The 26,070-nt window shown below is 67.7% G+C and carries 28 protein-coding genes; 13 read left to right on the forward strand and 15 right to left on the reverse strand.

Translation table 11 applies throughout. The features are described from left to right. Window positions 1-14: 14 nt before the first annotated feature. Entirely contained in the window at window positions 15-1,679 is a 1,665-nt protein-coding gene (locus CFB40_RS25465) for an acid phosphatase (protein WP_089432729.1), read from the forward strand. Between the two features lie 101 nt (window positions 1,680-1,780). Here the strand turns inward: CFB40_RS25465 and CFB40_RS25470 are convergent, their stop codons facing one another. Beyond that, a complete protein-coding gene (locus CFB40_RS25470; protein WP_089432730.1) occupies window positions 1,781-3,277 on the reverse strand; it encodes an FAD-dependent oxidoreductase in 1,497 nt (498 codons plus the stop codon). Between the two features lie 266 nt (window positions 3,278-3,543). After that, on the reverse strand, window positions 3,544-3,753 hold the full coding sequence (locus CFB40_RS25475; protein WP_089427420.1) for a hypothetical protein: 210 nt from the start codon (window positions 3,751-3,753) through the stop codon (window positions 3,544-3,546). A gap of 461 nt (window positions 3,754-4,214) precedes the next feature. On the opposite strand from CFB40_RS25475, the gene CFB40_RS25480 reads away from it, so the two are divergent. Genes CFB40_RS25480 through CFB40_RS25500 form a run of 5 tightly spaced genes read left to right on the forward strand, consistent with a single transcriptional unit; the run spans window position 4,215 to window position 8,132 of the window. Further along, complete coding sequence (locus CFB40_RS25480) at window positions 4,215-4,631, forward strand: nuclear transport factor 2 family protein (RefSeq protein WP_089429092.1); 417 nt, start codon at window positions 4,215-4,217, stop codon at window positions 4,629-4,631. Window positions 4,632-4,634: 3 nt separating this feature from the next. Beyond that, window positions 4,635-5,492 (forward strand): SDR family NAD(P)-dependent oxidoreductase, encoded by an 858-nt coding sequence (locus CFB40_RS25485; RefSeq protein WP_089427419.1) that lies wholly within the window; start codon window positions 4,635-4,637, stop codon window positions 5,490-5,492. A 40-nt stretch (window positions 5,493-5,532) separates the two neighbouring features. Continuing rightward, on the forward strand, window positions 5,533-6,291 hold the full coding sequence (locus tag CFB40_RS25490; RefSeq protein ID WP_089432731.1) for an SDR family oxidoreductase: 759 nt from the start codon (window positions 5,533-5,535) through the stop codon (window positions 6,289-6,291). Between the two features lie 37 nt (window positions 6,292-6,328). After that, entirely contained in the window at window positions 6,329-7,165 is an 837-nt protein-coding gene (locus CFB40_RS25495; RefSeq protein ID WP_089432732.1) for an SDR family NAD(P)-dependent oxidoreductase, read from the forward strand. Between the two features lie 58 nt (window positions 7,166-7,223). Next, window positions 7,224-8,132: an NAD-dependent epimerase/dehydratase family protein gene (locus CFB40_RS25500; protein WP_089432733.1), complete on the forward strand. Its 909-nt coding sequence runs from the start codon at window positions 7,224-7,226 to the stop codon at window positions 8,130-8,132. A 97-nt stretch (window positions 8,133-8,229) separates the two neighbouring features. Here the strand turns inward: CFB40_RS25500 and CFB40_RS25505 are convergent, their stop codons facing one another. The 5 genes from CFB40_RS25505 to CFB40_RS25530 all read right to left on the reverse strand — a co-directional run bounded on the left by CFB40_RS25505 (window position 8,230) and on the right by CFB40_RS25530 (window position 13,692). Beyond that, window positions 8,230-10,095 (reverse strand): phosphoenolpyruvate carboxykinase (GTP), encoded by a 1,866-nt coding sequence (locus CFB40_RS25505; protein ID WP_089432734.1) that lies wholly within the window; start codon window positions 10,093-10,095, stop codon window positions 8,230-8,232. A 525-nt stretch (window positions 10,096-10,620) separates the two neighbouring features. Then, on the reverse strand, window positions 10,621-11,397 hold the full coding sequence (locus tag CFB40_RS25515; protein ID WP_089427414.1) for a glucose 1-dehydrogenase: 777 nt from the start codon (window positions 11,395-11,397) through the stop codon (window positions 10,621-10,623). A gap of 107 nt (window positions 11,398-11,504) precedes the next feature. Next, window positions 11,505-12,260, reverse strand: a complete 756-nt coding sequence (locus CFB40_RS25520) for an SDR family NAD(P)-dependent oxidoreductase (RefSeq protein ID WP_089427413.1) — start codon at window positions 12,258-12,260, stop codon at window positions 11,505-11,507. Between the two features lie 9 nt (window positions 12,261-12,269). After that, window positions 12,270-13,136, reverse strand: a complete 867-nt coding sequence (locus CFB40_RS25525; RefSeq protein ID WP_089432735.1) for an SDR family NAD(P)-dependent oxidoreductase — start codon at window positions 13,134-13,136, stop codon at window positions 12,270-12,272. 55 nt (window positions 13,137-13,191) lie between these two features. Further along, window positions 13,192-13,692: a nuclear transport factor 2 family protein gene (locus CFB40_RS25530; RefSeq protein ID WP_089427411.1), complete on the reverse strand. Its 501-nt coding sequence runs from the start codon at window positions 13,690-13,692 to the stop codon at window positions 13,192-13,194. Between the two features lie 212 nt (window positions 13,693-13,904). Here CFB40_RS25530 and CFB40_RS25535 point away from each other — a divergent pair, with 212 nt between their 5' ends. Together CFB40_RS25535 and CFB40_RS25540 are read left to right on the forward strand one after the other, a co-directional pair. After that, the gene (locus CFB40_RS25535; protein ID WP_089432736.1) at window positions 13,905-14,417 is read left to right on the forward strand and encodes a nuclear transport factor 2 family protein; all 513 of its coding nucleotides are present in this window, start codon (window positions 13,905-13,907) and stop codon (window positions 14,415-14,417) included. A 51-nt stretch (window positions 14,418-14,468) separates the two neighbouring features. After that, complete coding sequence (locus tag CFB40_RS25540; RefSeq protein WP_089432737.1) at window positions 14,469-15,185, forward strand: EthD domain-containing protein; 717 nt, start codon at window positions 14,469-14,471, stop codon at window positions 15,183-15,185. Window positions 15,186-15,416: 231 nt separating this feature from the next. On the opposite strand, the gene CFB40_RS25545 is transcribed toward CFB40_RS25540, so the two are convergent. From CFB40_RS25545 to CFB40_RS25555, 3 genes are all read right to left on the reverse strand, one after another. Next, entirely contained in the window at window positions 15,417-16,046 is a 630-nt protein-coding gene (locus tag CFB40_RS25545) for a HEAT repeat domain-containing protein (RefSeq protein ID WP_179255305.1), read from the reverse strand. A 253-nt stretch (window positions 16,047-16,299) separates the two neighbouring features. Next, the gene (locus CFB40_RS25550) at window positions 16,300-17,208 is read right to left on the reverse strand and encodes an alpha/beta hydrolase (RefSeq protein WP_089432739.1); all 909 of its coding nucleotides are present in this window, start codon (window positions 17,206-17,208) and stop codon (window positions 16,300-16,302) included. Window positions 17,209-17,264: 56 nt separating this feature from the next. Continuing rightward, the gene (locus CFB40_RS25555; RefSeq protein ID WP_089432740.1) at window positions 17,265-17,972 is read right to left on the reverse strand and encodes a TetR/AcrR family transcriptional regulator; all 708 of its coding nucleotides are present in this window, start codon (window positions 17,970-17,972) and stop codon (window positions 17,265-17,267) included. Window positions 17,973-18,367: 395 nt separating this feature from the next. Between CFB40_RS25555 and CFB40_RS25560 the strand changes: the two genes are divergently transcribed. The 4 genes from CFB40_RS25560 to CFB40_RS25575 all read left to right on the forward strand — a co-directional run bounded on the left by CFB40_RS25560 (window position 18,368) and on the right by CFB40_RS25575 (window position 20,975). Then, window positions 18,368-18,871, forward strand: a complete 504-nt coding sequence (locus tag CFB40_RS25560) for a YbaK/prolyl-tRNA synthetase associated domain-containing protein (RefSeq protein WP_089432741.1) — start codon at window positions 18,368-18,370, stop codon at window positions 18,869-18,871. Window positions 18,872-18,934: 63 nt separating this feature from the next. Next, complete coding sequence (locus CFB40_RS25565; protein ID WP_011355097.1) at window positions 18,935-19,573, forward strand: helix-turn-helix transcriptional regulator; 639 nt, start codon at window positions 18,935-18,937, stop codon at window positions 19,571-19,573. Window positions 19,574-19,634: 61 nt separating this feature from the next. Continuing rightward, a complete protein-coding gene (locus CFB40_RS25570) occupies window positions 19,635-20,609 on the forward strand; it encodes a threo-3-hydroxy-L-aspartate ammonia-lyase (RefSeq protein WP_089427405.1) in 975 nt (324 codons plus the stop codon). A 117-nt stretch (window positions 20,610-20,726) separates the two neighbouring features. Further along, the gene (locus CFB40_RS25575; RefSeq protein ID WP_089427404.1) at window positions 20,727-20,975 is read left to right on the forward strand and encodes a hypothetical protein; all 249 of its coding nucleotides are present in this window, start codon (window positions 20,727-20,729) and stop codon (window positions 20,973-20,975) included. 34 nt (window positions 20,976-21,009) lie between these two features. Here CFB40_RS25575 and CFB40_RS25580 read toward each other — a convergent pair whose 3' ends face one another. From CFB40_RS25580 to CFB40_RS25600, 5 genes are read right to left on the reverse strand one after another with little or no spacing between them, the layout of a single operon-like run. Further along, the gene (locus tag CFB40_RS25580) at window positions 21,010-21,834 is read right to left on the reverse strand and encodes an SDR family NAD(P)-dependent oxidoreductase (RefSeq protein WP_089432742.1); all 825 of its coding nucleotides are present in this window, start codon (window positions 21,832-21,834) and stop codon (window positions 21,010-21,012) included. A 5-nt stretch (window positions 21,835-21,839) separates the two neighbouring features. Then, window positions 21,840-22,715, reverse strand: a complete 876-nt coding sequence (locus tag CFB40_RS25585; protein ID WP_089432743.1) for an SDR family NAD(P)-dependent oxidoreductase — start codon at window positions 22,713-22,715, stop codon at window positions 21,840-21,842. Window positions 22,716-22,746: 31 nt separating this feature from the next. Next, window positions 22,747-23,739 (reverse strand): NADP-dependent oxidoreductase, encoded by a 993-nt coding sequence (locus tag CFB40_RS25590; protein ID WP_089432744.1) that lies wholly within the window; start codon window positions 23,737-23,739, stop codon window positions 22,747-22,749. 49 nt (window positions 23,740-23,788) lie between these two features. Next, window positions 23,789-24,421 carry a Dabb family protein gene (locus CFB40_RS25595; RefSeq protein ID WP_089432745.1) on the reverse strand — a complete coding sequence of 211 codons (633 nt, stop codon included), beginning with the start codon at window positions 24,419-24,421 and terminating at the stop codon, window positions 23,789-23,791. Beyond that, window positions 24,411-24,755: a hypothetical protein gene (locus CFB40_RS25600; protein WP_089427399.1), complete on the reverse strand. Its 345-nt coding sequence runs from the start codon at window positions 24,753-24,755 to the stop codon at window positions 24,411-24,413. The genes CFB40_RS25595 and CFB40_RS25600 overlap by 11 nt, the downstream gene beginning before the upstream one ends. A 167-nt stretch (window positions 24,756-24,922) precedes the next feature. On the opposite strand from CFB40_RS25600, the gene CFB40_RS25605 reads away from it, so the two are divergent. Continuing rightward, window positions 24,923-25,981: a helix-turn-helix domain-containing protein gene (locus CFB40_RS25605; RefSeq protein WP_089432746.1), complete on the forward strand. Its 1,059-nt coding sequence runs from the start codon at window positions 24,923-24,925 to the stop codon at window positions 25,979-25,981. The last annotated feature ends 89 nt before the right edge of the window (window positions 25,982-26,070 follow it).

The following is a 26,070-nucleotide window of genomic DNA, read 5'->3' on the forward strand; positions in this document are numbered from 1 at the left end:
GAGGAACCCACGACGTGAACGACACCCCCGATCGCCCCGACGACCTTCCCGCCGATCCCGACCGCCGCCGCGTGCTCGGCGGCCTCGCCGCGCTCGGTGCGGGTGTCGCGCTCAGCGGCTGTGAAACCACCACAGGCAGCGCGCCGCGTTCGGCCGCCGACCTGCGCATCGACGAAGCGTTGCGCCAGCGCGTGCGCCACATCGTCGTGATCTATGCGGAAAACCGCAGCTTCGCGAACCTGTACGGCGATTTCCCGGGCGTGCGCCATCCGCTGAGCGAGGTGCGGCCCGAGCACGCGCAGCAGCTCGATCGCGACGGCAAGACGCCGCTGCCCGTGCTGCCGAAGATCTGGGGCGGGCTCGTGCCGCAGGCGCAGGAAGTGGACGGCAAGCGCTACGCGATCGCCGAGCGCGACATCGACAAGCTGCCGAATGCGCCGTTCCTGATCAAGGACGCACAGGGCAACGCGCTGCCGAACGGCGTGATCACGCGCGACCTGTGGCACCGCTTCTACCAGAACCAGATGCAGATCGCGGCCGGCCGCAACAACCAGTTCGCCGCGTGGGCCGATTCGGGCGGCCTCGTGATGGGTCATTACCGCAATTCGGCCGACACGCTGCGGCTGTGGAATCTCGCGCGGCAATACACGCTGTGCGACAACTTCTTCATGGCGGCATTCGGCGGGTCGTGGATGAACCACATGTTCCTGATCTCCGCGCAGCCGCCGCTCTATCCGGACGCGCACAAGCATCCGCATGCGGCGAAACTGCTGTCGAAGGTCGAAGGCGACGATCCGACCGGCACGCGCCTGAAGCTCGCCGACAATTCGCCGGCGTCCGCGCTCGACGGCCCGCCGAAGTTCGTGGCCGACGGCCCGCTGACGCCGGACGGCTACGGCGTGAACACGATGGCGCCGCCGTACCAGCCGAGCTACGTGCCGCCGCCCGATCCGGGCAACGCCGCGTATGCGGATCCGGCCGACCATCGCTTGATGCCGCCGCAGGGCTATGCGACGATCGGCGATCGCCTGTCGGAAAAGAACATCGACTGGGCGTGGTACAGCGGCGCATGGCAGTACGCGCTCGAGCATCGCGACACGGGCACCGTGCCCGATTTCCAGTACCACCACCAGCCGTTCAACTATTTCGTGAACTACGCGCCGGGCACCGACGCGCGCCGCAAGCACCTGCGCGACGCGGGGCTCGGCGACGAGCCGTCGACCAACCACTTCATCGCCGACATCGACGCGGGCCGCCTGCCGGCCGTCACGTTCTACAAGCCGCAGGGCAACCTGAACATGCACGCAGGCTACGCGGACATCGAATCGGGCGACCGTCACATCGCGACCGTGATCGATCATATCCGGCGCGGGCCGCAATGGGACCACACCGTGATCGTGATGACGCACGACGAGAACGGCGGCTGGTGGGATCACGTCGCGCCGCCGGAAGGCGACCGCTGGGGCCCGGGTTCGCGGATTCCGGCGCTCGTGATCTCGCCGTTCGCGAAGAAGGGCTTCGTCGATCACACGCTGTACGACACGAACTCGATCCTGCGCTTCATCAGCCGCGTGCATGGGCTCGCGCCGCTCGACGGCGTCGTCGCACGCAACAAGGCGTTCGCCGCGCGCGGCGCGACGCCGCCGGGTGATCTGACGAATGCGCTCGATCTGGGCTAAGGGTCGACTGGCTTGACTGGTTGGTTGCTTGGTTGCTTGAAACGACGACGCCCCGGGCGATGTGATTGCCCGGGGCGTCGTTCATTTCGCGCCTGAAAACACTACGCGGCGCGGCGCACTGCGTCGCACCCCGCTTGCGCGGCGTGACGCCCGGCCTGCCGGCCGAAGAACGTCGCGTCGGCCAGCGACAGCCCCGAGCTGTACCCGGCGCCCCAGCGCGGCAGCCCGCAGGTCGTGCGGCCCGCCGCATAGAGCCCCGGCACCGGCGCGCGCGATGCATCGACCACCTGCCCGGTCGGCAGCGTGTCGAGCCCGCCGAGCGTGAAGTGTGGATAGAACGCGAAGTCGATCCGGCAATCGAGCGCGACGAACGGCGGCTCGATCAGCGGCTGCAGCCACTGCTTCGCCTTGTGGAACAGCGGATCGGTGCCGTCGGCCGCATGGCGGTTGTAGACGTCGACGGTCGCCGTCAGCGTGCCGGCCGGCATCTGCAGGTCGCGTTCGACTTCCTCCCACGTTTCGCCGGCCGCCGCGATGCCGATCCGCGCGATCGCGGGCGGCTCCTGGTAGGTGGCCTGGTCGACGAGCAGGTAGATCCGGTCGTCGGCCTGATGGAACGCGTGATGGCCCGTGCGACCGTGATAGCCGTCCTCGTTGATGAAACGCTGGCCGCGCGCGTTCACGAAGATCCCCTTGATCAGCGATTCGGGTGCGTAGAACGGCAGGCTGACGAAGCCTTGATCCATGTGAATCGCCGCGCCGCCCGCGCTCTGGCCAAGCAGGATGCCCGAGCCGTCGTCGCCGGGGCTGCCGATCGGCTCGTCCGAGCGCAGGAACTGCGGCGCATGCCGGCGCACCATCTCGCGGTTCATCGCGAAGCCGCCCGCGCACAGGATCACCGCGCGACGCGCCCGTACGAATGCCGTCTCGCCATAGGCGCGCAGCACGACGCCGCATACGGCGCCGCCGTCGTCGACGATCAATGCGAGCGCGCGCGTGTCGTAGCGCGTCGCGACGCCGAGCGCCGCCACACGTTCGGCCAGCACGCGCATCAGCATCTGTCCGCCGCCCCAGCCGGGCCATTGCGGCGTGTGCCCGCGCGGGCACGGCTTCGCAGCCTCGCTGAACGGCCAGGCTTCCTCGCTGCCCGACCAGATCAGGCAATCGTCGGTTTCCGGTTCGACGATCCGCTCGGATATGAACGTGTTCTTGTACGTGAGGCCCTGCGCGACGAGCCAGTCGTGGTGCGTCAGGCTGTCGTTCGCGTAGAGGCGCACTTTCGCCTCGTCGGCGTCGCGGCCGCCGGCCAGCATCAGGTAGCGGTACAGATCCTCAGTGTCGTCGGTGAAGCCGGCCTGCCGTTGCGCGGGTGTGCCGCCGCTGCCGCCGAGGTAGATCTCGCCGCCCGACAGCGCGCTCGTGCCGCCGTAGCTCGACGCGCGCTCGACGATCAGCGTGTCGGCGCCGGCGCTTGCGGCTTCGATCGCCGCGCAGGCGCCGGCCGCGCCGAAGCCGACGATCACGACATCGTGTTCGGCGTCCCAGCGAGGCACGTCGCGGGTGTTCAGGGGGTGAGTCAGGGAATAGTCGGATGACATGAGGAATGGGTCAGCGTTTGGGGAAATCTGCGGAAATCGGCGGAGGTGGCAAGGGACTGACGCGGACGTTACCGCCGATCCGGTTGCCGAGACGGACGTACGACGGTGCGCGTGCAACGCGCACGTCCGTCTCTCGTCCGGTTGAAGTCAAAGCGCGTAAAGCGGGATCGGCGCGCGGCGACTCCACCGTTGCCGTAGCGAATCGCATCCATACGCCATCGCGCCGCCACCGCTTCCGCGCTGCGCGGCGCGCGGCCGCGCCGATGTCACATGCCGCGCATCGCGGCAAAACCGAAGTGCGACGGATCGATCGGCACGCAACCGGTCGGCAAACCGTTCGCGTCGACCGAACGGCATTGCAGGATGCCGGCCGCATACGGCGGCGACGGGACCTGATCGGCGCCGTATCGCGCCATCGCCATGGCAGCGAACGTCCCTATCGCCAATACGCACAGCTTGCGAGTCGTCAGTCTCATGATCGTCGTCCCCTCCGGTTGTCCGCTGGTGCGGTTCGTGTCCGGCGTGCATCACATGCGGTACCGGATGACTGCACGGTAGCCAGCGCCCGGCCGCCGGCCATCGTCCATTTCGACTAGGGGCAAACGCTGAGCGGACGATGCGCGGCCTGACGCATCGCAACATCGCGCGCCGCGGCTTCGCCCACGCGGAGGAAACGCGGCACGTGGCGCGCCTGTCGCGGCCGGCCATACGAATCGTCAGACGCATCTCGCACACCGGCCACCGCACCGCACCATCCATGCGCCCTCACGTGACTCGCGGCGGCCTGCCCCGGTGTTTTCCCCGACCCGCGCCCTGCTCCGTATGGATGATGAATCCCGGCCTGCGCGATGCGAACCTGCGCGTCGACGTCGCAATGCCGCCGCGTCGGCCCGCCTTGCGCGGCCGACGCGTTCCGTTCTTCCACGGGAGCCCACGCATGACCGATTCCAATCCCCGCCACGCGCTGTACGAACTGGCGTGCCGCTACGCGCAAGCCGTCGACCGGCGCGACTGGCCACGCCTCACCACGCTCTTCACCCCCGATGCCACCCTGGCCGGCCCCGGCTTCCGCTTCGACGACCGCGACGCGATCGTCGCGGGCATGCGCGTGATCGAGCGCTACGAGGCGACCCAGCATCACGTGCACAACCAGCTCGTCACGCTCGACGGCGGCGAGGCCGATGTCGAGACCTACGGCGTCGCCTGCCACGTCTACGTGCGCGACGGCGTGAAGCGCAAGCTCGACTGGGGGCTGCGCTATCGCGATCGTTGCGTGGTCGACGGCGGCACGTGGCGCTTCGCCGCGCGCACGCTGCACGTCGACTGGGCCCAAGACCTGCCGCTGGAGGGCTGAACGATGCGCACCTCCGCTCCCCTCGACGGCCGCACTGCACTCGTGACGGGCGGCGCCGGCGGCATCGGCGCGGCCTGTGCGCACGCGCTCGTCGCCGACGGCGCGGCCGTCGTGCTGATGGGCCGCCGCCGCGACGCGCTCGAACGCACGCAGCGGCAACTGACCGACGCCGTGCCCGGCAGCCACGTCGCGATCCATGCGGGCGACGCCTGTGACGAAGGCGACCTGCAGGCCGCGCTCGACTGCGCGTGGGCGCTCGACCATCGCCTCGACATCGTCGTGCCGACGGTCGGCGGGGCGGGCTTCCGGCCGCTGCTGCTGCACGACGCCGACACCTTCCGCGCCGAAATCGACCTGAACCTGCACAGCGCGTTCGCCGCGATCCGTCATGCGGCGCCGCGGCTCGCCGACAGCGGCGGCGGCGCGATCGTCTGCATTTCGTCGACGGCCGCGCAGATCAATTTCCGGTGGCTGTCCGCGTACTGCACCGCGAAGGCCGCGCTCGAAGCGCTCGTGCGCGGCGCGGCCGAGGAACTGGCCGGCGCGAAGATCCGCGTGAACGCGGTGCGCCCGGGCCTCACGCGCTCGGAAGCCACCGCGCCGATGTTCGACAACCGCGCGCTCGTCGACAGCTTTCTCGAACAGATCCCGCTCGGCACGCTCGGCGAACCCGAAGCGATCGCGCATGCGGTGCGCTATCTCGCCGGCCCCGAGTCCGGCTGGGTGACCGGCCAGAGCTTCGCGGTCGACGGCGGCCATGAGCTGCGCACCAACCCGCGCGTCGACGACACGATCGCGCAGATCTACGGCACGGCCGCGCTCGACGCGATCAAGGCCGGCCGCGTGCCGGGCACCGCATGAGCGCCTGCCCTTTTTCAACGTCAAAGGAATCCGAACGAACATGAATCGAGTCGCAAACAAGGTCGCGCTGGTCACCGGCGCGGCAAGCGGCGTCGGCCGCGCGGATGCGCTGCTGCTCGCCGCGGAAGGTGCGCGTGTCGTGCTGACCGACATCGACGAGGACGCGGGCCTTGCGCTCGCCCGCGAGATCGGCGACGCGGCGCTGTTCGTCCGCCACGACATCGCCGACGAAGCCGGTTGGCAGCACGCGATCGCGTCGACGCTCGACCGCTTCGGCCGCCTCGACGTGCTCGTCAACAACGCGGCGATCTGCCCGGTCGGCTCGATCGAGGACACGAGCCTCGACACCTGGCGGCGCGTGATGCGTACCAATGCCGATGGCTATTTCCTAGGCTGCCAGTACGCGATCGGCGCGATGAAGGGCAACGACACGCCGGGCTCGATCGTGATGATGTCGTCGGTCGCCGCGCTCGGCGGGCTGCCGATGATGTGCGCGTACACCGGGTCGAAAGGCGCGGTGACGGCGCTCGCGCGCAGCGTCGCCGTGCACTGCAAGCGCAGCGGCTACCGGATCCGCTGCAACTCGATCCATCCGGACGGCATCTGGACGCCGATGACGCAGGCGCTGATGCCCGATCTCGACCCGGCCGCGCTCGGCATCGGCAGCGATCCGATGGCGCGCATGTGCGACCCGCAAGACGTCGCGAATCTCGTGCTGTTCCTCGCGTCCGACGAATCGCGTTTCGTGAACGGTGCGGAGCTGCGGATCGACAACGCGCAACTGGTGTCGTCGCTGTGACGCGGCTCATTGCTTTCCCGTTCAAAGGAGTCCATCGATGATTTCATTCACCGGCAAGACCGTGCTGGTCACCGGCGGCGGCGCGGGCATCGGCCGTGCGTGCGCGGAAGCGTTCGGCGCGACCGGCGCGCGCGTCGCGGTAGCCGAGATCGACCCGACCCGCGCGCAGGACGTGCGCCAGGCACTCGAAGCGGCGGGCGTCGATGCGCTCGTCGGCACCGTGGACGTCACGCGCCGCGACGAGGTCGAAGCATTCGCGCGCACCGTCGATGCACGCTTCGGCGGCCTCGACGTACTCGTCAACAATGTCGGCGATTTCCTGCAGATCGCGAAACCGTTCGACGACTGCACCGACGACGACATCGCACGGCTGTTCGACGTGAACCTGCGCCAGGTCTTCATCGTCACGCGCGCGATGCTGCCGTTGCTGCGCAAGCGCGGCGCGGGCAGCAGCATCGTCGGCGTGTCGTCGATCGAAGGCTTTCGAGCGATTCCGAACTGCACCGTGTACGCGTCGTTCAAGGCCGCGCTGACCGGCTTCACGAAGAGCCTTGCTCTCGAACTCGGGCCGGCCGGCATTCGTGTGAACCAGATCGCCCCCGAAACCACCGAGACGCCGCAGGTGCCCGTCAGCGCGATGGTCGCGGCCGAGCATCACGGCCATATCCCGCGCTGGATCCCGCTCGGGCGCTTCGGCGCGGCCGGCGATATCGCGGGCGCCGCGCTGTTCCTCGCGAGCCCGCTCGCTGCCTGGGTCACCGGCACGACGCTGCATGTCGACGGCGGCGCGCTCGCGGCGGCCGGCTGGTATCGCGACCCGAACGGCTTCTGGACCAACCTGCCCGTCGTCACGGGCAACGGCTTCAATTTCTGAGCGGCACCGCTCGCCTGTTCATTTCACGCGGCGAAATGGCGCCGCTTTCGGAGACATCATGAAGATCCTGATCGTCGGCGGCACCGGCCTCATCGGCGGCCATGCCGCGCTGCACCTGCACGCGCAGGGCAACCCCGTCACGCTCGCCGCGCGCAAGCCGCCCGCACCCGGCAGCGCGCTCGCGCGGTTCGACGTGCTGCTGCGCGACTACGTGGCCGGCAACTTCACGCGCGACGACCTCGCACCGTTCGACGCGGTGGTGTTCGCGGCCGGCAACGACATCCGCCACCTGCCGCCCGGCACCGACGAAGCCGCGCACTGGGAACGCGCGAACGTCGACGCTGTGCCGCGCTTCTTCGCGCTGGCGCGCGAGGCAGGCGTTAAGCGTGCGGTGCTGGTCGGCAGCTTCTATCCGCAGGTCGCGCCGGCGCTCGTCGACACGGTGCCGTACGTGCGCTCGCGCCATCTCGCCGACGAACGCGTACGCGCGCTCGCGACGCCGTCGTTCGCCGTGTGCAGCGTCAACGCGCCGTTCGTCGTCGGGTCGGTGCCGGGGCTGCGCAACGAGATGTTCGCGGCGTACGCGGGCTACGCGCAGGGCCAGTTCGCGGGGCTGCCCGTGTTCGGGCCGGCCGGCGGCAGCAATTTCATCTCGACGCAATCGCTGTCGGAAGCGATCTGGGGCGCATTGCAGCGCGGCGAAGCGGGCAAGGCCTACCTCGTCGGCGACGAGAATCTCAGCTTCGCCGATTACTTCGCGGCCTTCTTCCGCGCGGCCGGCAATCCGCAGGACGTGCCGTCGCTCGACCAGGAGCATCCGCTGCTGCCCGACATGGCGATCTACACGGGGCGCGGCAACGTCGTGTCGTACGAGCCCGATCCGGCCGACAGCGCGCTGCTGCGCTACCGGCGCGGCGACGTGCAGCGCGCGGTGGACGAGGTCGTCGCGCATTGCCGCGCGCAGTAAGCGAACGGCGCGTGTGCGGAGCCGATGCAAAAACGTCCCGCCGCCGGCGATGCAGGCCGGCGGCGGGACGTCAGGATGACTACGCGAATGCGATCCGTCAGGCGCCGATGCGCTGCTCGATCTTCTTCATCGTATCGGTCATTTCGGCCGGCAGGCGCAGCTTCAGCATATCGAACAGCGCCGCATGAAGCTTCAGCTCCTCGCGCCACTCATCGGCGTTCATCGACGTCACCGCATCGAACTGATCGCGCGTGAAATCGAGGCCGTCCCAGTGCAGGTCCTCATACGCGGGCGATACGCCGAACGCATGCTCGCCGCCACCACCGGTGCCTTCGAGACGATCGAGCATCCACTTCAGCACGCGCATGTTCTCGCCGAAGCCCGGCCACACGAACTTGCCGTTCGCATCCTTGCGGAACCAGTTCACGCAGTAGATTTTCGGCAGTTTCGCGCCCGCGCCTTCGAGCTGCTTGCCGAGCTTGAGCCAGTGCGCGAAATAATCGCTGACGTTGTAGCCGCAGAACGGCAGCATCGCGAACGGATCGCGACGCACGATGCCCTGCTGGCCGACCGCTGCGGCAGTCGTCTCCGAGCCCATCGTCGCGGCCATGTACACGCCTTCGACCCAGTCACGCGCCTCGGTCACGAGCGGCACAGTCGTCGAACGGCGGCCGCCGAAGATGAATGCGTCGATCGGCACGCCGGCCGGGTTCTCCCAGTCGTCGTCGATCGACGGACACTGCGCGGCCGGCGCCGTGAAGCGCGAATTCGGATGCGCGGCCTTGCGGCCCGTCTCCTTGCCGATCTCAGGCGTCCACGGGTTGCCCTGCCAGTCGGTCAGCTTCGCGGGCGGCGTGTCGGTCAGCCCTTCCCACCACACGTCGCCGTCTTCCGTCAGCGCGACGTTCGTGAAGATCACGTTTTCGGTGAGCGTCGAGATCGCGTTCGGGTTCGTCTTCACGCCGGTGCCCGGCGCGACGCCGAAGAAGCCCGCTTCCGGGTTGATCGCATACAGTCGGCCGTCGCGGCCCGGCTTCAGCCATGCGATGTCGTCGCCGATCGTCGTGACCTTCCAGCCGTCGAAGCCCTGCGGCGGAATCAGCATCGCGAAGTTGGTCTTGCCGCACGCGGACGGGAACGCAGCCGCGACGTGATACTTCTTGCCGGCCGGCGACGTCACGCCGAGGATCAGCATGTGTTCGGCGAGCCAGCCCTGGTCGCGGCCCATCGTCGACGCGATTCGCAGCGCGAAACACTTCTTGCCGAGCAGCGCGTTGCCGCCGTAGCCCGAGCCGAAACTCCAGATCTCGCGCGTTTCCGGGAAATGCACGATGTACTTGACCGGGTTGCACGGCCACCGCACATCCTGCTGGCCGGCTTCGAGCGGATGGCCGACGCTGTGCACGCACGGCACGAACTCGCCGTCCTCGCCCAGCACGTCGTACACCTCACGACCCATGCGCGTCATGATCCGCATGTTCACGACGACGTACGGACTGTCGGACAGTTCGACGCCGACGTGCGCGATCGGCGAGCCGAGCGGGCCCATCGAAAACGGCACGACGTACAGCGTGCGGCCGCGCATCGAGCCGCGGAACAGGCCGTTGAGCGTCTCGCGCATTTCGGCGGGCTCGATCCAGTTGTTGGTCGGGCCGACGTCGTCGCGCGAGGCCGCGCAGATGAACGTGCGATCCTCGACGCGCGCGACGTCGGACGGATCGGATTGCGCGAGATACGAGTTCGGGCGCTTCGCCGGGTTCAGGCGCGTGAGCGTGCCCTGGTCGACCATCGCCTGGCACAGCGCGTCGTTTTCTTCCTGCGAACCGTCACACCACACGACGCGCTCGGGCTCCGTCAGCGCCGCGATACGCGACACCCAGTCGATCAGCTTGCGATGTTTGACGAAAGCCGGCGGAGCGATCAGCGGGCCGTGTGTTGCTTCGGCCAAAGTGTTTTGCGACATGAGGATGTCTCCAGATTATTGGGCGGGGATGGGGGTTGCGGGGCGAGCCCGCGAGATGGGGTATGCGATTGGAGCGCAGGGTGCGGCGGCGCGCAGGACGGGACGCGCGAGCGGAGCGCGCGTCGATGCCGCGATGCGTGCGAGAGAAGGTGATGTCTCTTTAGTAATTGCGAACGCGAGTTTCGCCATACAAGCAACCTGCCGTACAACTCCATGACGGCCAGCATACCATCGCCGTTATTCGGCAAACGTTGCGTTGCAACAAGAAACAACTATGTCGGCGCGCCGGCACGCCGGTTGCATGTGCGTGCTTTTTACAGCGCCATGGCGCGCGCTTTGGGGACGAAACGGCCAGGACGGCCGTCCGGCAAGGGTTTCGCGGAAGCGGCAAAATTGCCGCACCGCTCCCGCGTGGGGCCCACGCGAGCGCGGGCCGGGCGAATTCACGTTTTCGCTACTCAGGCAAACCCTGAATTAGGTTGCGTACACAAACATCTGACGTGAGCGGGTCGCAGGCACCCCTGCTCAAAACGGCGCGCCGGGCAATCCGGGGTAATACGCGCCTGCCGCCATCCCGCCGTCGACGGCCAGCTCGGCGCCGTTGCAGTACGACGCTTCGTCGCTCGCGAGGAACAGCGTCGCGCGCGCGATTTCGTCGGGCAGCCCGACGCGTTGCAGCGGCACGTTCGCATAGTGCTGGTTGATTTCCTCGAGCGGCGCGCCGGTCGGGTTCGACATCGCGGTGTTCACGCCGCCCGGATGGATCGAATTCACGCGCACGCCCTGATGGCCGAGTTCGAGCGCCGCGACCTTCGTCAGCCCGCGCACGCCCCACTTGCTCGACACGTACGCGGCCAGCGCGTTCACGCCGCGCAGCCCGTCCACCGACGAGATGTTGACGATCGACCCGCTCTTCTGCGCGATCATGCGCGGCGCGATGGTCCGGATGCCGACGAACGTCCCGACGAGGTTGATCGACACCGCGCGCTCGAATTCGCGTTTCGACAGCTCCGTGATGCCGCCGAACGTCAGCACGGCTGCATTGTTGACCAGTACGTCGATCCGGCCGAACTGCTCCATCGTCGCTTCGGTCACGCGCACCCAGCTCGCTTCGTCGGCGACGTCGAGCCGCATGAAGCGCGCCGCGTCGCCGAGTTCGCGCGCGAGCGCTTCGCCCTCCGCGTCGAGTACGTCGCCGATCACGACGCGCGCGCCTTCCTCGACGAACAGCCTGCACGTCGCCGCGCCCATGCCACGCGCACCACCCGTGACGATCGCTACCTTTCCTTCCAGTCGACCCATGTCGTCCTCGCTTCGATTCCGGTTTGCCGGCTGCCGCGCGCAAGTGCGCATGCTCGCCGGTTCGTGATTGGCACGCGGCAAGCACCGCGCGCCGTCGGCCCCCGCCGTCAGCCCCAGTAAGCCTGCCCGCCGTCGAGCGGCAGCGTCGCGCCCGTCAGGTAGGCGGCATCGCGGCTCGCCAGAAACACGATCGCGCGCCCGATGTCCTGCTCGCAGTCGCCGACGCGGCCAAGCGGAATCGTGCGAAAAAACGCCGCGGCTTCCTGCGGATTTGCGTCGACCCAGCCTTTCAGGCCCGGCGACAACGCGTGCGGCGCGACCGCGTTCACGCGGATGCCGTCCACGCCCCATTCGCAGGCCGCCGCGCGCGTCAGCGCACGAATCGCCTCCTTGGTCGCCGCATACGCGCCGTAGCCCGACGCATCCCAGCGCACCGCGGCCGACGACGCGAAATTGACGATCACGCCGTCGCCCTTCAGATGCGGATGGCACGCGCGCATCATGCGCAACGTCGCGATCGGCCCCGATTCGAGCCCCGCCAGGAAACTCGCGTCGGTCACGTCGAGCAGGCGGCCGAGCGGCACGACCTGCGCGTTGTTGATCAGGATCTGCACGCCACCGAACCGCGCGACGACGTTGTCGACGCATTGCTCGATCTGCGTCGCGTCCATCACGTCGCACACGAACGGCTCGGCCACGCCGCCGCGTGCACGAATCGCCTCGCAGGTCGCGAGCAGCTTGTCGAGGGTGCGACCGACCACCGCGACGTGCGCCCCTTCCGCCGCGAGCGCCTGCGCGACGCCCTGGCCGACGCCCTGCCCCGCGCCCGTCACGAGCGCGACCTTGCCTGTCAGGATGCCCATGCGTGCTCCTCAGGCGACGATCGCCGGATGCGCCTGCACGGGCCCGCCGAGCAGTTCGCGGTAAGAAGGCGGCTGCTTGCCGTCGAGATCGGCGATGCCGTACCGCAGCGCGGCTTCCGCGCCGACGAGCACCTGCCCCGACAGCGCCATGCGCTGCGGATCGCCGTGGATCGCGTGAATCACGCGGCCCGTGAATTCGGGGCTTTCCGCGACGAGCGAGAATTCCTTGTACAGCTCCGGGTGTTCCTCCCACACGCGCGTCGTGCGCTCGGTGCGCAGCGGGCCCATCCAGATCGACACGGCCGCGACGTCGAACGGCTTCAGGTCGACGGCCATGTCCTTCGCGAACTTGTCGACGCCGGACTTCTGCGCGCCGTACGCCGCGCCGTGCATGTAGCAGCTCGCGCCGAACGACGACGTAAACGCGATCAGCCCGCTGCGGCGCCGCGCCATCAGCCGCGCCGCGTGCCAGCTCGCGACATAGGCCGAGCGCAGCCCGACATCGAGGATGTTGACGAGGTCGAGCGACTTCTCCCAGAACGGCCCCGGCAGGATCAGCTGATCGTGCAGGTAGGTCGCGTTGTTCACGAGCATGTCGAGCCGCCCGCTTTCGCGTTCGACACGCTCGAACAGCGCCTGCACCTGTGCATCGTCCGCGTGGTCGCAGGCCACCGCGATCCCGCGCCCGCCGAGCGCATCGATCTCTCGTGCAGTCTCGTGGATCGTGCCGGGCAGCGGCGCATCGCCTTCATTCTGCGAGCGGCCCGTTACATAGACGGTCATGCCGGCCGCGCCGAGCGCGCACGCGATGCCCTTGCCCGCGCCGCGCGATGCGCCCGTCACGACGGCGACCGGCGCATCGTGGTTCTGTGTCATGTTCGATGTCTCCTGTGGAATGTGCTGGGCGCCACGTGGATGGCGTTCGCGTGCGTCAGGCGGCCGGCGGCTGCGCGCCGGCGAACAGCACGCCCGGCGCATCGCCTTCGTAGCGGGCCGACAGCGTCGACGTGACGACGCAGCGCGTGCCCGCGATCTTCCATTCGCCGCCGACCTTCCGGTATTCGTCGTCGTAGTACGCGCCGAGCTGCGTGAGCGTGCGCGCGTTCGTGTCGATCATCTGGTAGTGCAAGCCCCACGTGCCGCGTGCATGCGTCGCGTCGAGCACATCGATCTCGGGATTCACGCCGTGGTGCATCTCGACGATGTGCGGATGGCAGCCGAGTTGCGCGAAGACGTCGACGAGCGCGTCGCGTGTATCGAACGTACCGATCCGGCCGTAGTCGATCTGCACGGGGCCGGGCGCGAAGCAGTCGCGCATCCCTTCCGGATCCTTGCGGTCGCAGCAGGTGAAGTAGCGCGCCTTCAGCCGGCGGATTGCGTCGGCGTCCTCGAGCCGGCGCACGCGCGCTTCCAGCGATTCGATGAGGGTCATCCTGTCTCCTTGTTTCGTGCCGGCGCGGTTCGAAGGCCGCGTCGATGCCACGTTACCGCCGCGCGATGGGTCGGCCATCACCCGTTCGGATGAAATCCGCGATTCGTTTCGGCAGCGCTGTTTGAGCGTGTCCGCAGCATTCGTCCGAACAGACGATGTGATGCAGGCGGCTTCGTTCCTACCATCGAACGACACCACCACGAGACCCGGCGATGGACGACACGACCCGCACGCTCCACGAGTACGAGCAGATCCGACAGCTGAAGTACCGGTATTTCCGCGCGGTCGACACGCACGACTGGGCGCTGCTCGCGGATTGCCTGACCGAAGACTGCGAGGCGCGGCTGTATGGCGGCCGCTATGCGTACGACGGCCGCGACGCGTTCGTGTCGAGCCTGCGCGCGCTGATCGGCAAGCCGACCTTCCTGACGATGCATCACGGTCATCACCCCGAGCTCACGCTGGTCTCGGCCGATCACGCGTGCGGCGTGTGGTTTCTCGAGGATCACGCGATCAATCTTGAGGATGACTACCTGCTGCACGGCACCGCGTTCTACGACGACCAGTACGTGAAACGCGATGGTGTGTGGTGCATTCACGCGACACGCCACGAGCGGCTGTTCGAAACCGTCACGTCGCCGATTCCGCCGTCGTTCACGCTGACCGCGAACCGGTTCGCGCCGGATGCGCATCAGACGGCCGGATCGACTGAAGCCGCTTCCTGAATCCCGGCGGCGATGCCGCCGATCCTGTCATTTCCCTCTGGAGCCGGAGCAATGGAGAAAGTCATTTACGTGTTGTGGTGCGATACGCAGGCCGCGCCCGATCAGTGGAGCCGCACGGTGCGCGCGCAGCTGGCCGACAAGCTGCTGTCGCTCGGTGCGCACGGCGTGCAGGTGAACGTCGCCGATGCGGATGTCGCGCCGGCCGCCGGCTTGAAGCAGACCAACACGCATCCTGGCATCGACGGGATCGTCGCGGTGTGGATCGATAGCGCGAATGCGATGTTCCGCCAGCCGTTCGACGACGCGGTGCGCGCCGTGGTCCCGCACATGGCGGCGTATCTCGTCACCGAGTCGCAGCCGATTACGAATACGCGCTTTCCGGCGCGTCCGGGCGAGCGGACGACGGGTTTTTCGCAGCTCGCGTTTTTGAAGCGGCCACCGCGGCTGACGCACGAAGCTTGGCTCGACGTGTGGCACGGGCATCACACGCGCGTCGCGATCGATACGCAGGACAACTTCCTGTACGTGCAGAACGTCGTCGTGCGCGCGCTCACGCATGCGGCGCCGGGGTACGACGCGATCGTCGAGGAATGCTTCCCCGCTGCGGCGATGACCGATCCGCATGCGTTCTTCGATGCGGTCGGCGATGACGAGAAGTTTCAGCGGAATGTAGCGGAGATGATGGACAGCTGTGGGCGCTTCATTGACTTCGACAAGATCGATGTGGTGCCGACGAGTCAGTATGTGGTGAAGGCGGTGCGGGGGTGAGCTGGAGTGATCGCACGGTGCGGTCGCCCTATTCCCGATTGACTGCCGTGTTCCATTTTGAGCCGGAGGAGCGTCGCCAACACACAACGGCTCGCTCCAATCGATAGTTGAACGTGGGGCACTGCGGCGAACGCCTGAATGCTGGCGAGTACTACCGGACGCGAACGGATTCGGGTGCCCGCCGCAATAGATGATCACATCGTTTCGCAACGTTCATTGAATCACCTGTCGTTACCGTCGAGGAGGAGCAGATCCATCGGCGGCGTCCGCGACAGGCTGGCCGTCACGTGCCTGGATCGCTTCTATCGCCGCCTGAGCCGAAATCTTCACATCGCGCTTGCGCGACTTTAGATTCTGCGTGATGGCAGGCAACGCTTTGCACGTGCCAATCCGGTTGAGCGTGGATTGACAGTAGATGACGTCATAGGGATCTGAAGTGGTCGCGAGAATCTCCAGCAACTCGTCTTCAGCCTGGGGGTTTGCGCAACCATTGAGTGACCGTATCGCGGAATGCCTCACGAGCCAGCGCTTGTCCTTGAGAAGTGCAAACAGGGGCCGGACATCGACGCCTCCCGGCTTCGGGATGTCAGCAAGCCGATCAAGGAGACTTGCCAGCGCATACTTGTCCGGCTCTCTGGACGAGTATTCGATCAGGCGTACCGCGCACTCGCCGCTGAGACAGTTCTTTCCGATCTTGCCGATGATGAAGTACGCTGCAGACCGCTGCTCCTTTTTGGGCTTCTGGCCGAGGAATACATCGAGTTCATCAACCAGAGACATGTCGCCAAGCAGTTCCGCTTCGCGATGTGCCTGCCAAGAGATGGAATCGTCCGAGCTAACGAAGTCCTGACGATCTGTCATCCGTTGAATTAGCTCGAGTAGCGCTTGTCGCATCACCGCACCCTTCGAAAAGAAATGACGACTCTAACAGCTTGGCCGTATAAACGAACCCATGAGCCGGTCGGTGCAGGAATGGTCACCGATCTGTGCATCTGATGCGAGTGACCGGCACGGGCCGATGCGGTCACGCTCGCGACAGCAGACACTCGCCGCCATCCGGCGGCTGCCGGCCCGCTACAGGCTGCCCCGACAATCGCATCGTATTCGATCGAGATTAGCGCCGACTCACTGCAAATCTGTGCACGAACGCCGAAACTGCCTCCACGACACCGTCCGCCAGTGGCAGATCCGGGTTCGAATAAGCAGCGAAGTTTTCGTGCAGATCCGCCGTGCGGACGGCCTTGAGAACGTGATTGGCGTCGGCGATCAGCGCCATTTCGGCCTGCGGATTTGCTCGCTGTAACAGTTCCGCGTCCTGCACGGCAACCTGGATATCCCGCGCGCCCTGCACGATCAGCACGGGCTTCACGTAATCGGCCAGCAGTGCCGCCGGGTCGATGGTCAATTCGCTGATCAGGAAGCGCTGGACTTGCGGCCTGAACGACGGCATGAGCGCCGGATCGATGTCGGTCGCGTCTACCCCATTCCCCGCTTCCAGCGAATCGAGGATCGACATTGCATTGTCCAGGATCGGCGCATTTGCAGGGTTCGACCGCAGTTGCTGCCTCAATACGGGCGCGAGCGGACGCCCCGCCGTGGCGACCAGAATCAGGCCGGCGATGTCGGCGGATTGCCGCGCCGCCAGCAACGCCACCAAACCGCCCTCGCTGTGCCCCAACACCCATACGCTGGAAGCACCTGTCCGCGCGCGGATGGCGGCTACCCACGAATGGACGTCCGCCGCGTAGTCGTCGATCACGACATCATTGGCATCCGGTATCGCCGACGCGCTGCCGTACATGCCGCGCTTGTCGACTCGTACCGACGCGATACCTTCTTCGCACAATCCTTCCGCGAGCAACCGGTACGTCGACGCCTGAAGCCAGCTCGGCGCGTTGCCATTTCTGTCGGTCGGGCCCGAGCCCGGCACGATCAGCACCACCGGCATATCGCCGGTGTCCGGGGACAACAGCGTGCCCTTCAACGGACCGGCAGGGCCCGGCGCTTCGATTTCCGTCTGCATGGTATGCAAAAGCCCCCCTGGTCATGAGCTACCGACAATCGCTCCAACAGTGCAGCTCACGGCGCCTTGGCCAAAGCCAGAATGGCCGTCACCGCATCGTCCTCGATTCCCTTGATATCCGACGGAAACCGATTCCTTTGCGGTATCAACACGATGAGCCCCTCGATCTGCGCCGTAACGAGTGCCGCGCGCCGGATGCGCACCGCTTGTGGCAGCGCCGGGTTCACGGCTTCAATGAGGCCGGCGATCACGCCGCGTTGAAATTCATACCCCTCTTCAAGCATCTTCCGCGCGAACTCCTGCGTTTGGGCCAGTGCCCAGAAGTTCACGAACAGGCTTTGGGTCTTGGGCTGCTTGCTGTCTTCGAGCAAGAGTCTGACCACTTTCTCCAGCCGGCCCTCGGGTGTCAGCGACGTGTCCGCGCGCACGCCGTCGTACGTATTGGCGTACGCCTCCCGCGTCACGGCAAGGATCGCCTCGAAGATGTCTTCGCGCGTGGGAAAGTAGTGCTGCAGGTTCGACAGCGCCAACCCGGCTTTTGCCGCGACCTTCCTCATGGTCAGCCCGCCGTAGCCTTCGTCCACGAAGATCTCGATCGCACTGGCCATAATCTTGTTCACAGCGTTCTTGCCGCGTTCGGTCAAGACGCGTCCGTTATCGAGAGCCGCCCTCTTCAAGAATTCCTCCTGCTGCCCCGTGAGCGCATGCCCGGGGCGATGGTGCTGATGGCGCGTCAGCGCCGCCGATGCCTGGTCGCAGACCAACCACGCCGCATCCGCTCCGCGCACGGAAGTGGTGATATAGGTTGGTCGACCGGATTTCGCAAAACATCGATGCCCCACACGCGGCCGTGTCGGTTCCACTGCAGGGACCGCAAGGCGGAACCTGACGGCGACATTCTACGCAGGATTGGAAATCCGGGGAGAGGCACCGATGTCGATTGACGAGCGTACGCATGACATGTTCGATACCCGTCACAAAATGGGTCGAGCGACACATTCTCGTCGATGCGCCCGAACGCCCTCGACTCCCCGCTCTCCCGTCCCTTTGCCAGGCCCATGACAAAAAGTCTATAATTTGACAATCCATCGACCGGCACGCCGAAGCATACGAACCCGAGCGCGCCCCCGATTCCCCGGCCCAATTTGCCCGGAGCGACATGAGCGACTACCCCGTTTTCGACACGCTTTGCGATCTGCTGAACACGTCCGGCGCGCGGTTCCGTGTGCTGGAGCATCCGGCCGAAGGGAAATCCGACGCCATCGCCGCGCTGCGCGGCACGCGCCCCGAACAGGGCGCGAAGGCGATGCTCTGCACGTTCAAGGATGGCGGAGACACCACCGCGCTCGCGGTGATTCCCGGCCATCTGAAGATCGATTTCCGCAAGGTCGCCGATGCGGTCGGCCGCCGCAAGGCCACCCTCGCGTCGCCCGACCTCGCGGCCACCGTCACGCGCTGCGTGATGGGCGCCGTGCCGCCGTTCGTGTTCGACGCCAGCGTGACGCTCGTCGTCGACCCCGCCCTGGTCGAACGCAACACCGAGATCGCTTTCAACGCGGGCCGCCTCGACCGCTCCGTCGTGCTCGACGCGGCCGACTACGTGCGGATCGCGCAGCCGCTGCTCGCCGACATCACGCGGCCGGAAGCCGCGGAAGGCGAGTAACACGCCGGTTGCCCCTTCCCCCGCAGCCGTCGCATCGATCCGAAACCTGACCGCGAAACCATCATGACCACTACCCGGAAACTCGTGCTGTCCGAACAGGCGTCGCTGATCGAACAGGTGCAGCGCATCGCCGAAGGGCTCGGTGCGATGTTCGCGCCGTTCACCGAGGTCGTGGTTCACGACCTGCGCACGCCGAAGCACGCGATCCTCGCGATCCACAACAACCTGTCGGGGCGCGCCGTCGGCGATCCCGCGACCGAGCTCGGCCTCGCCCGCATCGCGGACGACGATTTCCCGCCCGTGCTCGCGAACTACCCGAACCGCTTCGCCGACGGCCGCACCGCGAAAAGCACGTCGATCGGCATCAAGGATTCGACCGGCCGCTATGTGGCCGCGCTGTGCCTGAATGCCGACGTCACGCTGTTCCGCGGCTTCCAGGGCATGCTGAACCAGTTCTGCAGCACGGACGGCGAAGCCGTCGCGGAAACGCTCGATCCGGCCGGCGCGGACGCGATCCGCCAACGCATCGACGCATTCGCGATGCGCCTCGCGACGACGCCGCGCGAACTGAAGACCGACCAGCGCCGCGAGCTGATGCAGACGCTGAAGGCCGACGGTTTCCTCGAAGTGCGCCGCGCGATGGAGATCGTGTCGCAGCATCTCGGCGTCTCGCGCGCGACCGTCTACAACGATGCGAAATGACGCAGGCGCGTGACACGCGCTGCTTTCCCGCTGAACGATTTCAACGACCACCAGGCAATCCATGAACGCTCCGACTCTCCCCACCTACGACGACGTTGCCGCCGCCGCGGCCCGGCTCGAAGGCCATGCGCACCGCACACCGGTGATGACGTCGCGGACGATCGACGAAGCGCTCGGCGCGCAAGTGTTCTTCAAGTGCGAGAACCTGCAGCGCATGGGCGCATTCAAGTTCCGCGGCGCGTTCAACGCGCTGTCGCGCTTCGATGCGGAGCAACGCCGCAACGGCGTCGTCGCGTTCTCGTCCGGCAACCATGCGCAGGCGATCGCGCTGTCGGCGCGCATGCTCGGCATTCCCGCGACGATCGTGATGCCGCAGGATGCGCCGGCCGCGAAGATGGCCGCGACGCGCGGCTACGGCGGCAAGGTCGTGACCTACGACCGCTACACCGAGGATCGCGAGCAGATCGGCCGCGATCTCGCCGCGCAGCACGGCCTCACGCTGATTCCGCCCTACGACCACCCGGACGTGATCGCCGGCCAGGGCACGGCGGCCAAGGAACTGTTCGACGAAGTCGGCCCGCTCGATGCGGTATTCACGCCGCTCGGCGGCGGCGGCCTGCTGTCGGGCACCGCGCTCGCCACGCGCGCGCTGTCGCCGCACGCGACGCTGTACGGCGTCGAGCCGGAAGCCGGCAACGACGGCCAGCAATCGTTCCGCTCCGGCGCGATCGTGCATATCGACACGCCGCGCACGATCGCCGACGGGGCGCAGACGCAGCACCTCGGCAACCTGACGTTCCCGATCATCCGGCGCGACGTCGACGACATCCTGACCGCGACGGACGCGGAACTGATCGACTGCATGCGCTTCTTCGCCACGCGTATGAAGATTGTTGTCGAGCCGACCGGCTGCCTGTCGTTCGCCGCGGTGCGACGGATGAAGGACGCGCTGCAGGGCAAGCGCGTGGGCATCGTGATCAGCGGCGGCAACGTCGATCTCGAGAACTTCTGCGCGCTGGTGTCGGCGCCGGCATGAACGTCGCGGCGCGCATGAATATTCCGTCATCCGCGCCGCATCGCTCCTTCACGTCGCGTTAAGTTTCGCGCCCTAGACTGATGATGTTGTCCCGCAGTCAGTCGTGAAGGAGCCACCATGAAATCGCACGCGATCGTCGCCGCCGCCCTGGCGGCTGCTTCCCTTTCGGCGTTCGCTCAACCGGGCGTGACGTCATCCGGTTTTCCCGCAGCGTCGCCGCACGACGCCGTCGCGCAAGCGACGCACCGCTCGCCCGGCGCGTTGCCGCACGCCGGCTTCGTGCTCGCGAAGATCGATCAGAACAATACGCCGCCCGATCGCGGCGGCGACCCGAGCGGCCGTTCGCACTCCGGCATGCGCATGTGACGGCACGCGCCGGGCGCTGTGCCGCGCCCGGCCCTCAGAACGCAGGCAGCGACGGATCGCGTGACGCGACGATGTCGTCGGTACGCCGCTGCAGCGCGCCGTCGATCGTCTCCGGTTGCGGAATCAGCCAGTAGCGCCCGTCCCGGATGCCGTCGAACACCCGCGCGGCGAACGCGTCGGGCGTGAGCCCGTGCGCGTTCAGCATCGCGCGCATCGTGTCGACGAAGCCACGCACCTCCGGCCGGTCGTGCACCGCGCCGAACGGGTCGTTGAAGATGCCCGACTGCACGGGGCCCGGCGCAAGCAACGACACGCCGACCGGTGCGCCCAGCATCTTCAGTTCTCCATACAGCGATTCCGTCAGCGCGACCACCGCGAATTTCGTTGCCGAATAAGGCGACATCAGCGGGCTGGGCAGGAACCCGCCGACCGACGCGGTATTCACGACGCGCGCCGGCACGTTGCGCTCGAGCATCCGCGGCACGAAGCTGCGGATGCCGTTCAGCACGCCGTGCACGTTGATCGCGAAGCTGCGCTCGAAGCGTTCCGGCGTGATTTCCCAGCTGAAGCCGGTCGCCATCACGCCCGCGTTGTTGAACAGCAGGTCGACGCCGCCGAAGCGCTGCCAGGCCGCTTCCGCCAGCGCGTCGACGGCTTCCGGCCGGCTGACGTCGGTCGGCACGCACAGGACGTCGGTGTCGAGCGTCGCGGCGAAGGCGTCGAGCTTCGCCGGGTCGAGATCGGCCAGCACGACGCGCATGCCGAGCCCGGCGGCGTGGCGTGCGAGCCCGCTGCCGATGCCGCTGGCCGCGCCGGTGATCACGGCGGTGCCGCCGTCGAAGCGAATCGGGTTCGTCATGTCAATCAAAGTCCTGTCGGGTCGATGTGGGGATGCGCATACGCGGGAACCACCGGCGGCGGCAGCACCGTGCGGCCGTCGAGCGAGCGCACCGCGAGTTGCTGCGCGAGCGGGAAATGCAGGCTGTGCGTGACGAGGCCCGTGCGTTCGCGCGCCGGCAGGCGGCACAGCGCGAGCGCGGTCTCGGCGAGATACGCGACGTCCTCGGTCGGATAGCCTTCGGGGATGTAGCGCGCGGCACCGGGCGTGCGGATCGCCGTGCTCGGCGCGACGAGATTCACCGCGATGCCGTCGGCTTCGAGTTCGGCCGCGAGCCCCTGCGTGAAGCGCGACAGCGCCGCCTTCGCCGCCGCATAGACGGTCGCGCCGCCCGCGCGCGAGAAATCGTCGAACGGCCGCAGCGGCGGCAGCGCCGTCACCGAGCCGACGTTGACGATCCAGCCGGCGCCGCGGGCGCGCATCAGCGGGATCGCGGCCTGCGCCAGCGCGAACGGAATCCGCAGATAGTGTTCGATCGTCGTGTCGAACATCGTCATCGGCATCGCGTCGACGCACGCGTAGTCGGCCACGCCCGCGTTGTTGACGAGGATGTCGAGGCCGCCGGCGGCTTGCGCCGCGTGCCCGACGAGCGCGTCGCGCTCGGCCGCGTTCGACAGGTCGGCCGCCAGCGCAATGGCGCGGCCGCCGGCCTGCTCGATCAGCGCAACCGTTTCGGCGAGCGTGCCGGCGGTCGTCGCCGATGGCGTGAGGCTGCGCGCCGTCACGACGACGGTCGCGCCTTCGGATGCGAGGCGCTGCGCGATCGCGCGGCCAATGCCGCGGCTTGCGCCCGTCACGAGCGCGCACTTGCCGGCCAGTACGCCGGTTCGGATATCGGTCATCGTTGTCTCCTGTGTTGTGCGTGCGGGCCGCTCAACGGGCGATATCCGCAACATGAAGCACCAGCTTCGTTTTCGCCTCGCCCGTTTGAACGAGATCGAGTGCGCGGGCCGCCTGTTCGAGCGGGAAACGGTCGAAGCGCGGCACGCGCAGCGCGCGCTTTTCCAGTTGCGCGGCGATCCGGCCAAGCGTGCCGCCGCTCGGCATCCGGCTGTAGGTCATCGCGGTGCGCAGGCCGCGTCGTGCGGCAACGGCCGCCGTCGCGGCGAGCCGCTCCGCATCGCCGGCCGCGAGCGTCATGATGTTCACCAGCGTGCCGCCCGGCGCCAGCAGGTCGAGTGCATCGGGCAGCGTGTCGCCGCCGACCGCGTCGAGCACGAGGTCGACACCGCCGGGCGCCCAGGCGCGCAGCGCCGCGGCGATGTCCTGCGCGCGATAGTCGATGCTCGCCGCCGCGCCCAGCGATTCGACCGTCTCGCGGTTGCGCGCCGAACACGTTGCCGCGACGCGCGCGCCGCCCTGCACGGCAAGCTGGATCGCGAACGTGCCGACCGCGCCCGCGCCGCCGTGCACCAGCACGGTCTGGCCCGCCTTCAGCTCGCCGTCGTCGAACAGGCCGGCCCATGCGGCAAGCGCAGGCGTCGGCACCGTGGCGGCTTCCGCCAGGCTCACCGCGTCGGGCACGCGCACGACCGAGTCGTGGCGCACCGCGACGAATTCCGCATACGCACCCCAGCGCCCCGCGCCGACGTCGGTCTGCGCGAACACGCGCATGCCGGGCGCGAACCCGTCGACGCCGTCGCCGACCGCTTCGACCACGCCGGACGCGTCGAAGCCGATCACGAACGGAAACGTGTATTGCATGAAGGCGCCGAGGTAGCCTTCGCGGCATTTCCAGTCGGCGGGATTGATGCCCGCGTAGGCCACGCGGATCAGCACGTCGCCGGGGCCCGGCGTCGGGGCCGGCACGTCGGCCATTCGCAAGGTGTCGGAATGACCGACGCGGTCGATCAACAGGGCTCGCATCTTCGTGTCTCCAGGGTTGGTTTGATGTCAGCTCGATGTGGGCTGCGCGTCACGCCGCCGTGTCCGCCAGCAGGCTCGACGCGAGCGGACAGAACGCATGCGAGATCGCATCGACCGTCCAGTCGGGGCTTTCAACGTCGAACCGGCGATCGACCCAGCCCCAGTGATACGGATGCATCAGGTATTCGCCGAGCAGATCGCCGACGTGCGCGAATTCCTGCTGCCACACATGCGTCCACGCGCCGGGCGTTTCGATCCGGCTCAGGCGCCAGTTGCGGATGCCGGGCATGAACGCGGGCATCTGCAGCAGTTCGCGTTCGAGCGCAGCGATCTGCGCTGCGCCGGCCTGCGGCCGCACGCGCAGCATCAGCGTGCGCCAGACGCCGTCGCGCAGCGCCGGTTCGCGCAGGCCGCCGCCGATCGAGCGGCATTGAGCGCCATCGATGCGCTCGATGCCCGGCAATTGAGCCAGCGCCGCAAAATCCGCCGTGCCGTCGGCCGCCGAATCGTCGCGCAACACGTCGAGCGTGTAGTCGCCCGCGCCCCAGCTGCCGTCCAGATTGCGTGCCAATGCCACGCGTGTCGTGCCAACCCGCGCGTGCGCGGCTTGGTGCAATGCATGCTCGATCGCGCCCGCATCGCAATCCGAGGACACGAATACCTGTGCCGTGTCATGCCGCATGATCGACCTCCGTCAGCGCGGGCAGCGGCGCGTCGGCGTCCGTCATCACATGGCGACGGCGCAGGTCGCACAGCGCGTCGACCGCCATCCAGAATCCGACCACATCGGCATCCGTCAACGCACGCATCCGGTAATAGGCCGGCGCGTCGGCCACGTGCCAGGTCAGCCACAGCGTGCTCGGCTGCCCCGGCACCGCGACGGGCGGTGATATCCAACGGCCGGCCGCCGTCAGCCCGCGCGCCGCATGGCCCGGCAGGTAACGGTCGCGCAGCAGTGCAAGCACGTCGGGAATGCGCTCGGGCGCGAGCGTGATTTCGTCTACGATCTGGATCATTCGCGTGTCGTCCGTGGTCGTTCGTGACAGGGATGCGCAGCCGGCCTACGCCGTTCCGGCGAGGCCGAAGGCGGTCGGCGTGGATAGCATTCTTGCGTGGTGACGATTCGCAGACCCCTACCGGCCCGCTCACCGCCCCCTGTCGCAACGATCAGATCGGGAAACTCATGAAACAGCGCGCCATCCCGGCCCGCAGCCGCGTCCTGCCGGGCCTCGGCGCGCGCCTGCTGAGCGAACTCACGCGCAGCGGCGCGCCGCCGGCCGACCGCGATGCGCAGCCGCCGCCACCGGCAGCGACGCCGGGCGATTTCGTCGCGCTGTATCGCGACGCGATCGAACGCCTCGAGGCGCAGGTCGCGCGCGGCGATGGCCACCCGCCGATGCGCAAGCGCGAAGTCGACCTGATGTGCCGCTGCCTGCTGAGCTGCGCGACGCTCGCCGACGCGATCCGCTGCGCGCGCGAATTCGGCGAGATGCTGCCCCCGCGCGCCGGCGCGCTGTCGCTCACCGTGCGCGACGGGCGCGCGACGTTCCGGATGGATTCGCTGCGCCGCACACGCAGCCCGGCCGCGTGCCTCGTCGACCTGACGGGGTTGTTCTGCTATCTGCAACTGTTCGGCTGGCTGATCGGGCAGCCGCTGCGGCCGACCGACGTATGGCTCGGCCATCCGCGCCGCGACGACGCGATGCCGTTGCTCGGGTTGTTCAATGCGCCGGTCGAAGTGGGCCGCAAGACCTACGGCTTCGCATTCGATGCGGCGCGGCTCGAATGCCGTGTGGTGCGGCAGCCAGCCGAACTCGACGCGTTTCTCGTCGATTTTCCGTTTCGCCTGATCGATGCGGCGCCGGCCGTCGTATCGTGGGCGCAGCAGGTGCGCGGCTTTCTCGACGCGGCGCTCGCGCACGAGCAGGCGTTGCCGGCACTCGCGGAGCTGGCCGTGTGGCTCGGCGTGAGCGAGGCGACGTTGCGGCGGCGGCTGGTGGCCGAAGGCAGCGGTTATCACGTGCTGCGGGAGCAATGCCTCTCCGAGGCCGCGCGCCGCTGCCTGCGCGAGTCGGACTGGCCGGTCGCGCGGATCGCCGCGCATCTCGGGTTCGGCGGCGAGGAAGCCTTCCGCCGCGCGTTCGTCAGGTGGACGGGTGTCGCGCCGAGCCGGTACCGGCGCGATTTCATCGCAGCGAACCATGCCATTTCATCAGACATGAAACGCACCGCCGACGCCTGAAAGACAGGATTTCGAAAGTTTTTGCGCATCGATGACGTTTTTTCGCATCCGGGGGCTGTCCGACAATTGACGCGCCGGCGCGCACGCCA

Source organism: Burkholderia sp. AU31652 (genome assembly GCF_002223155.1).
GTDB lineage: Bacteria > Pseudomonadota > Gammaproteobacteria > Burkholderiales > Burkholderiaceae > Burkholderia.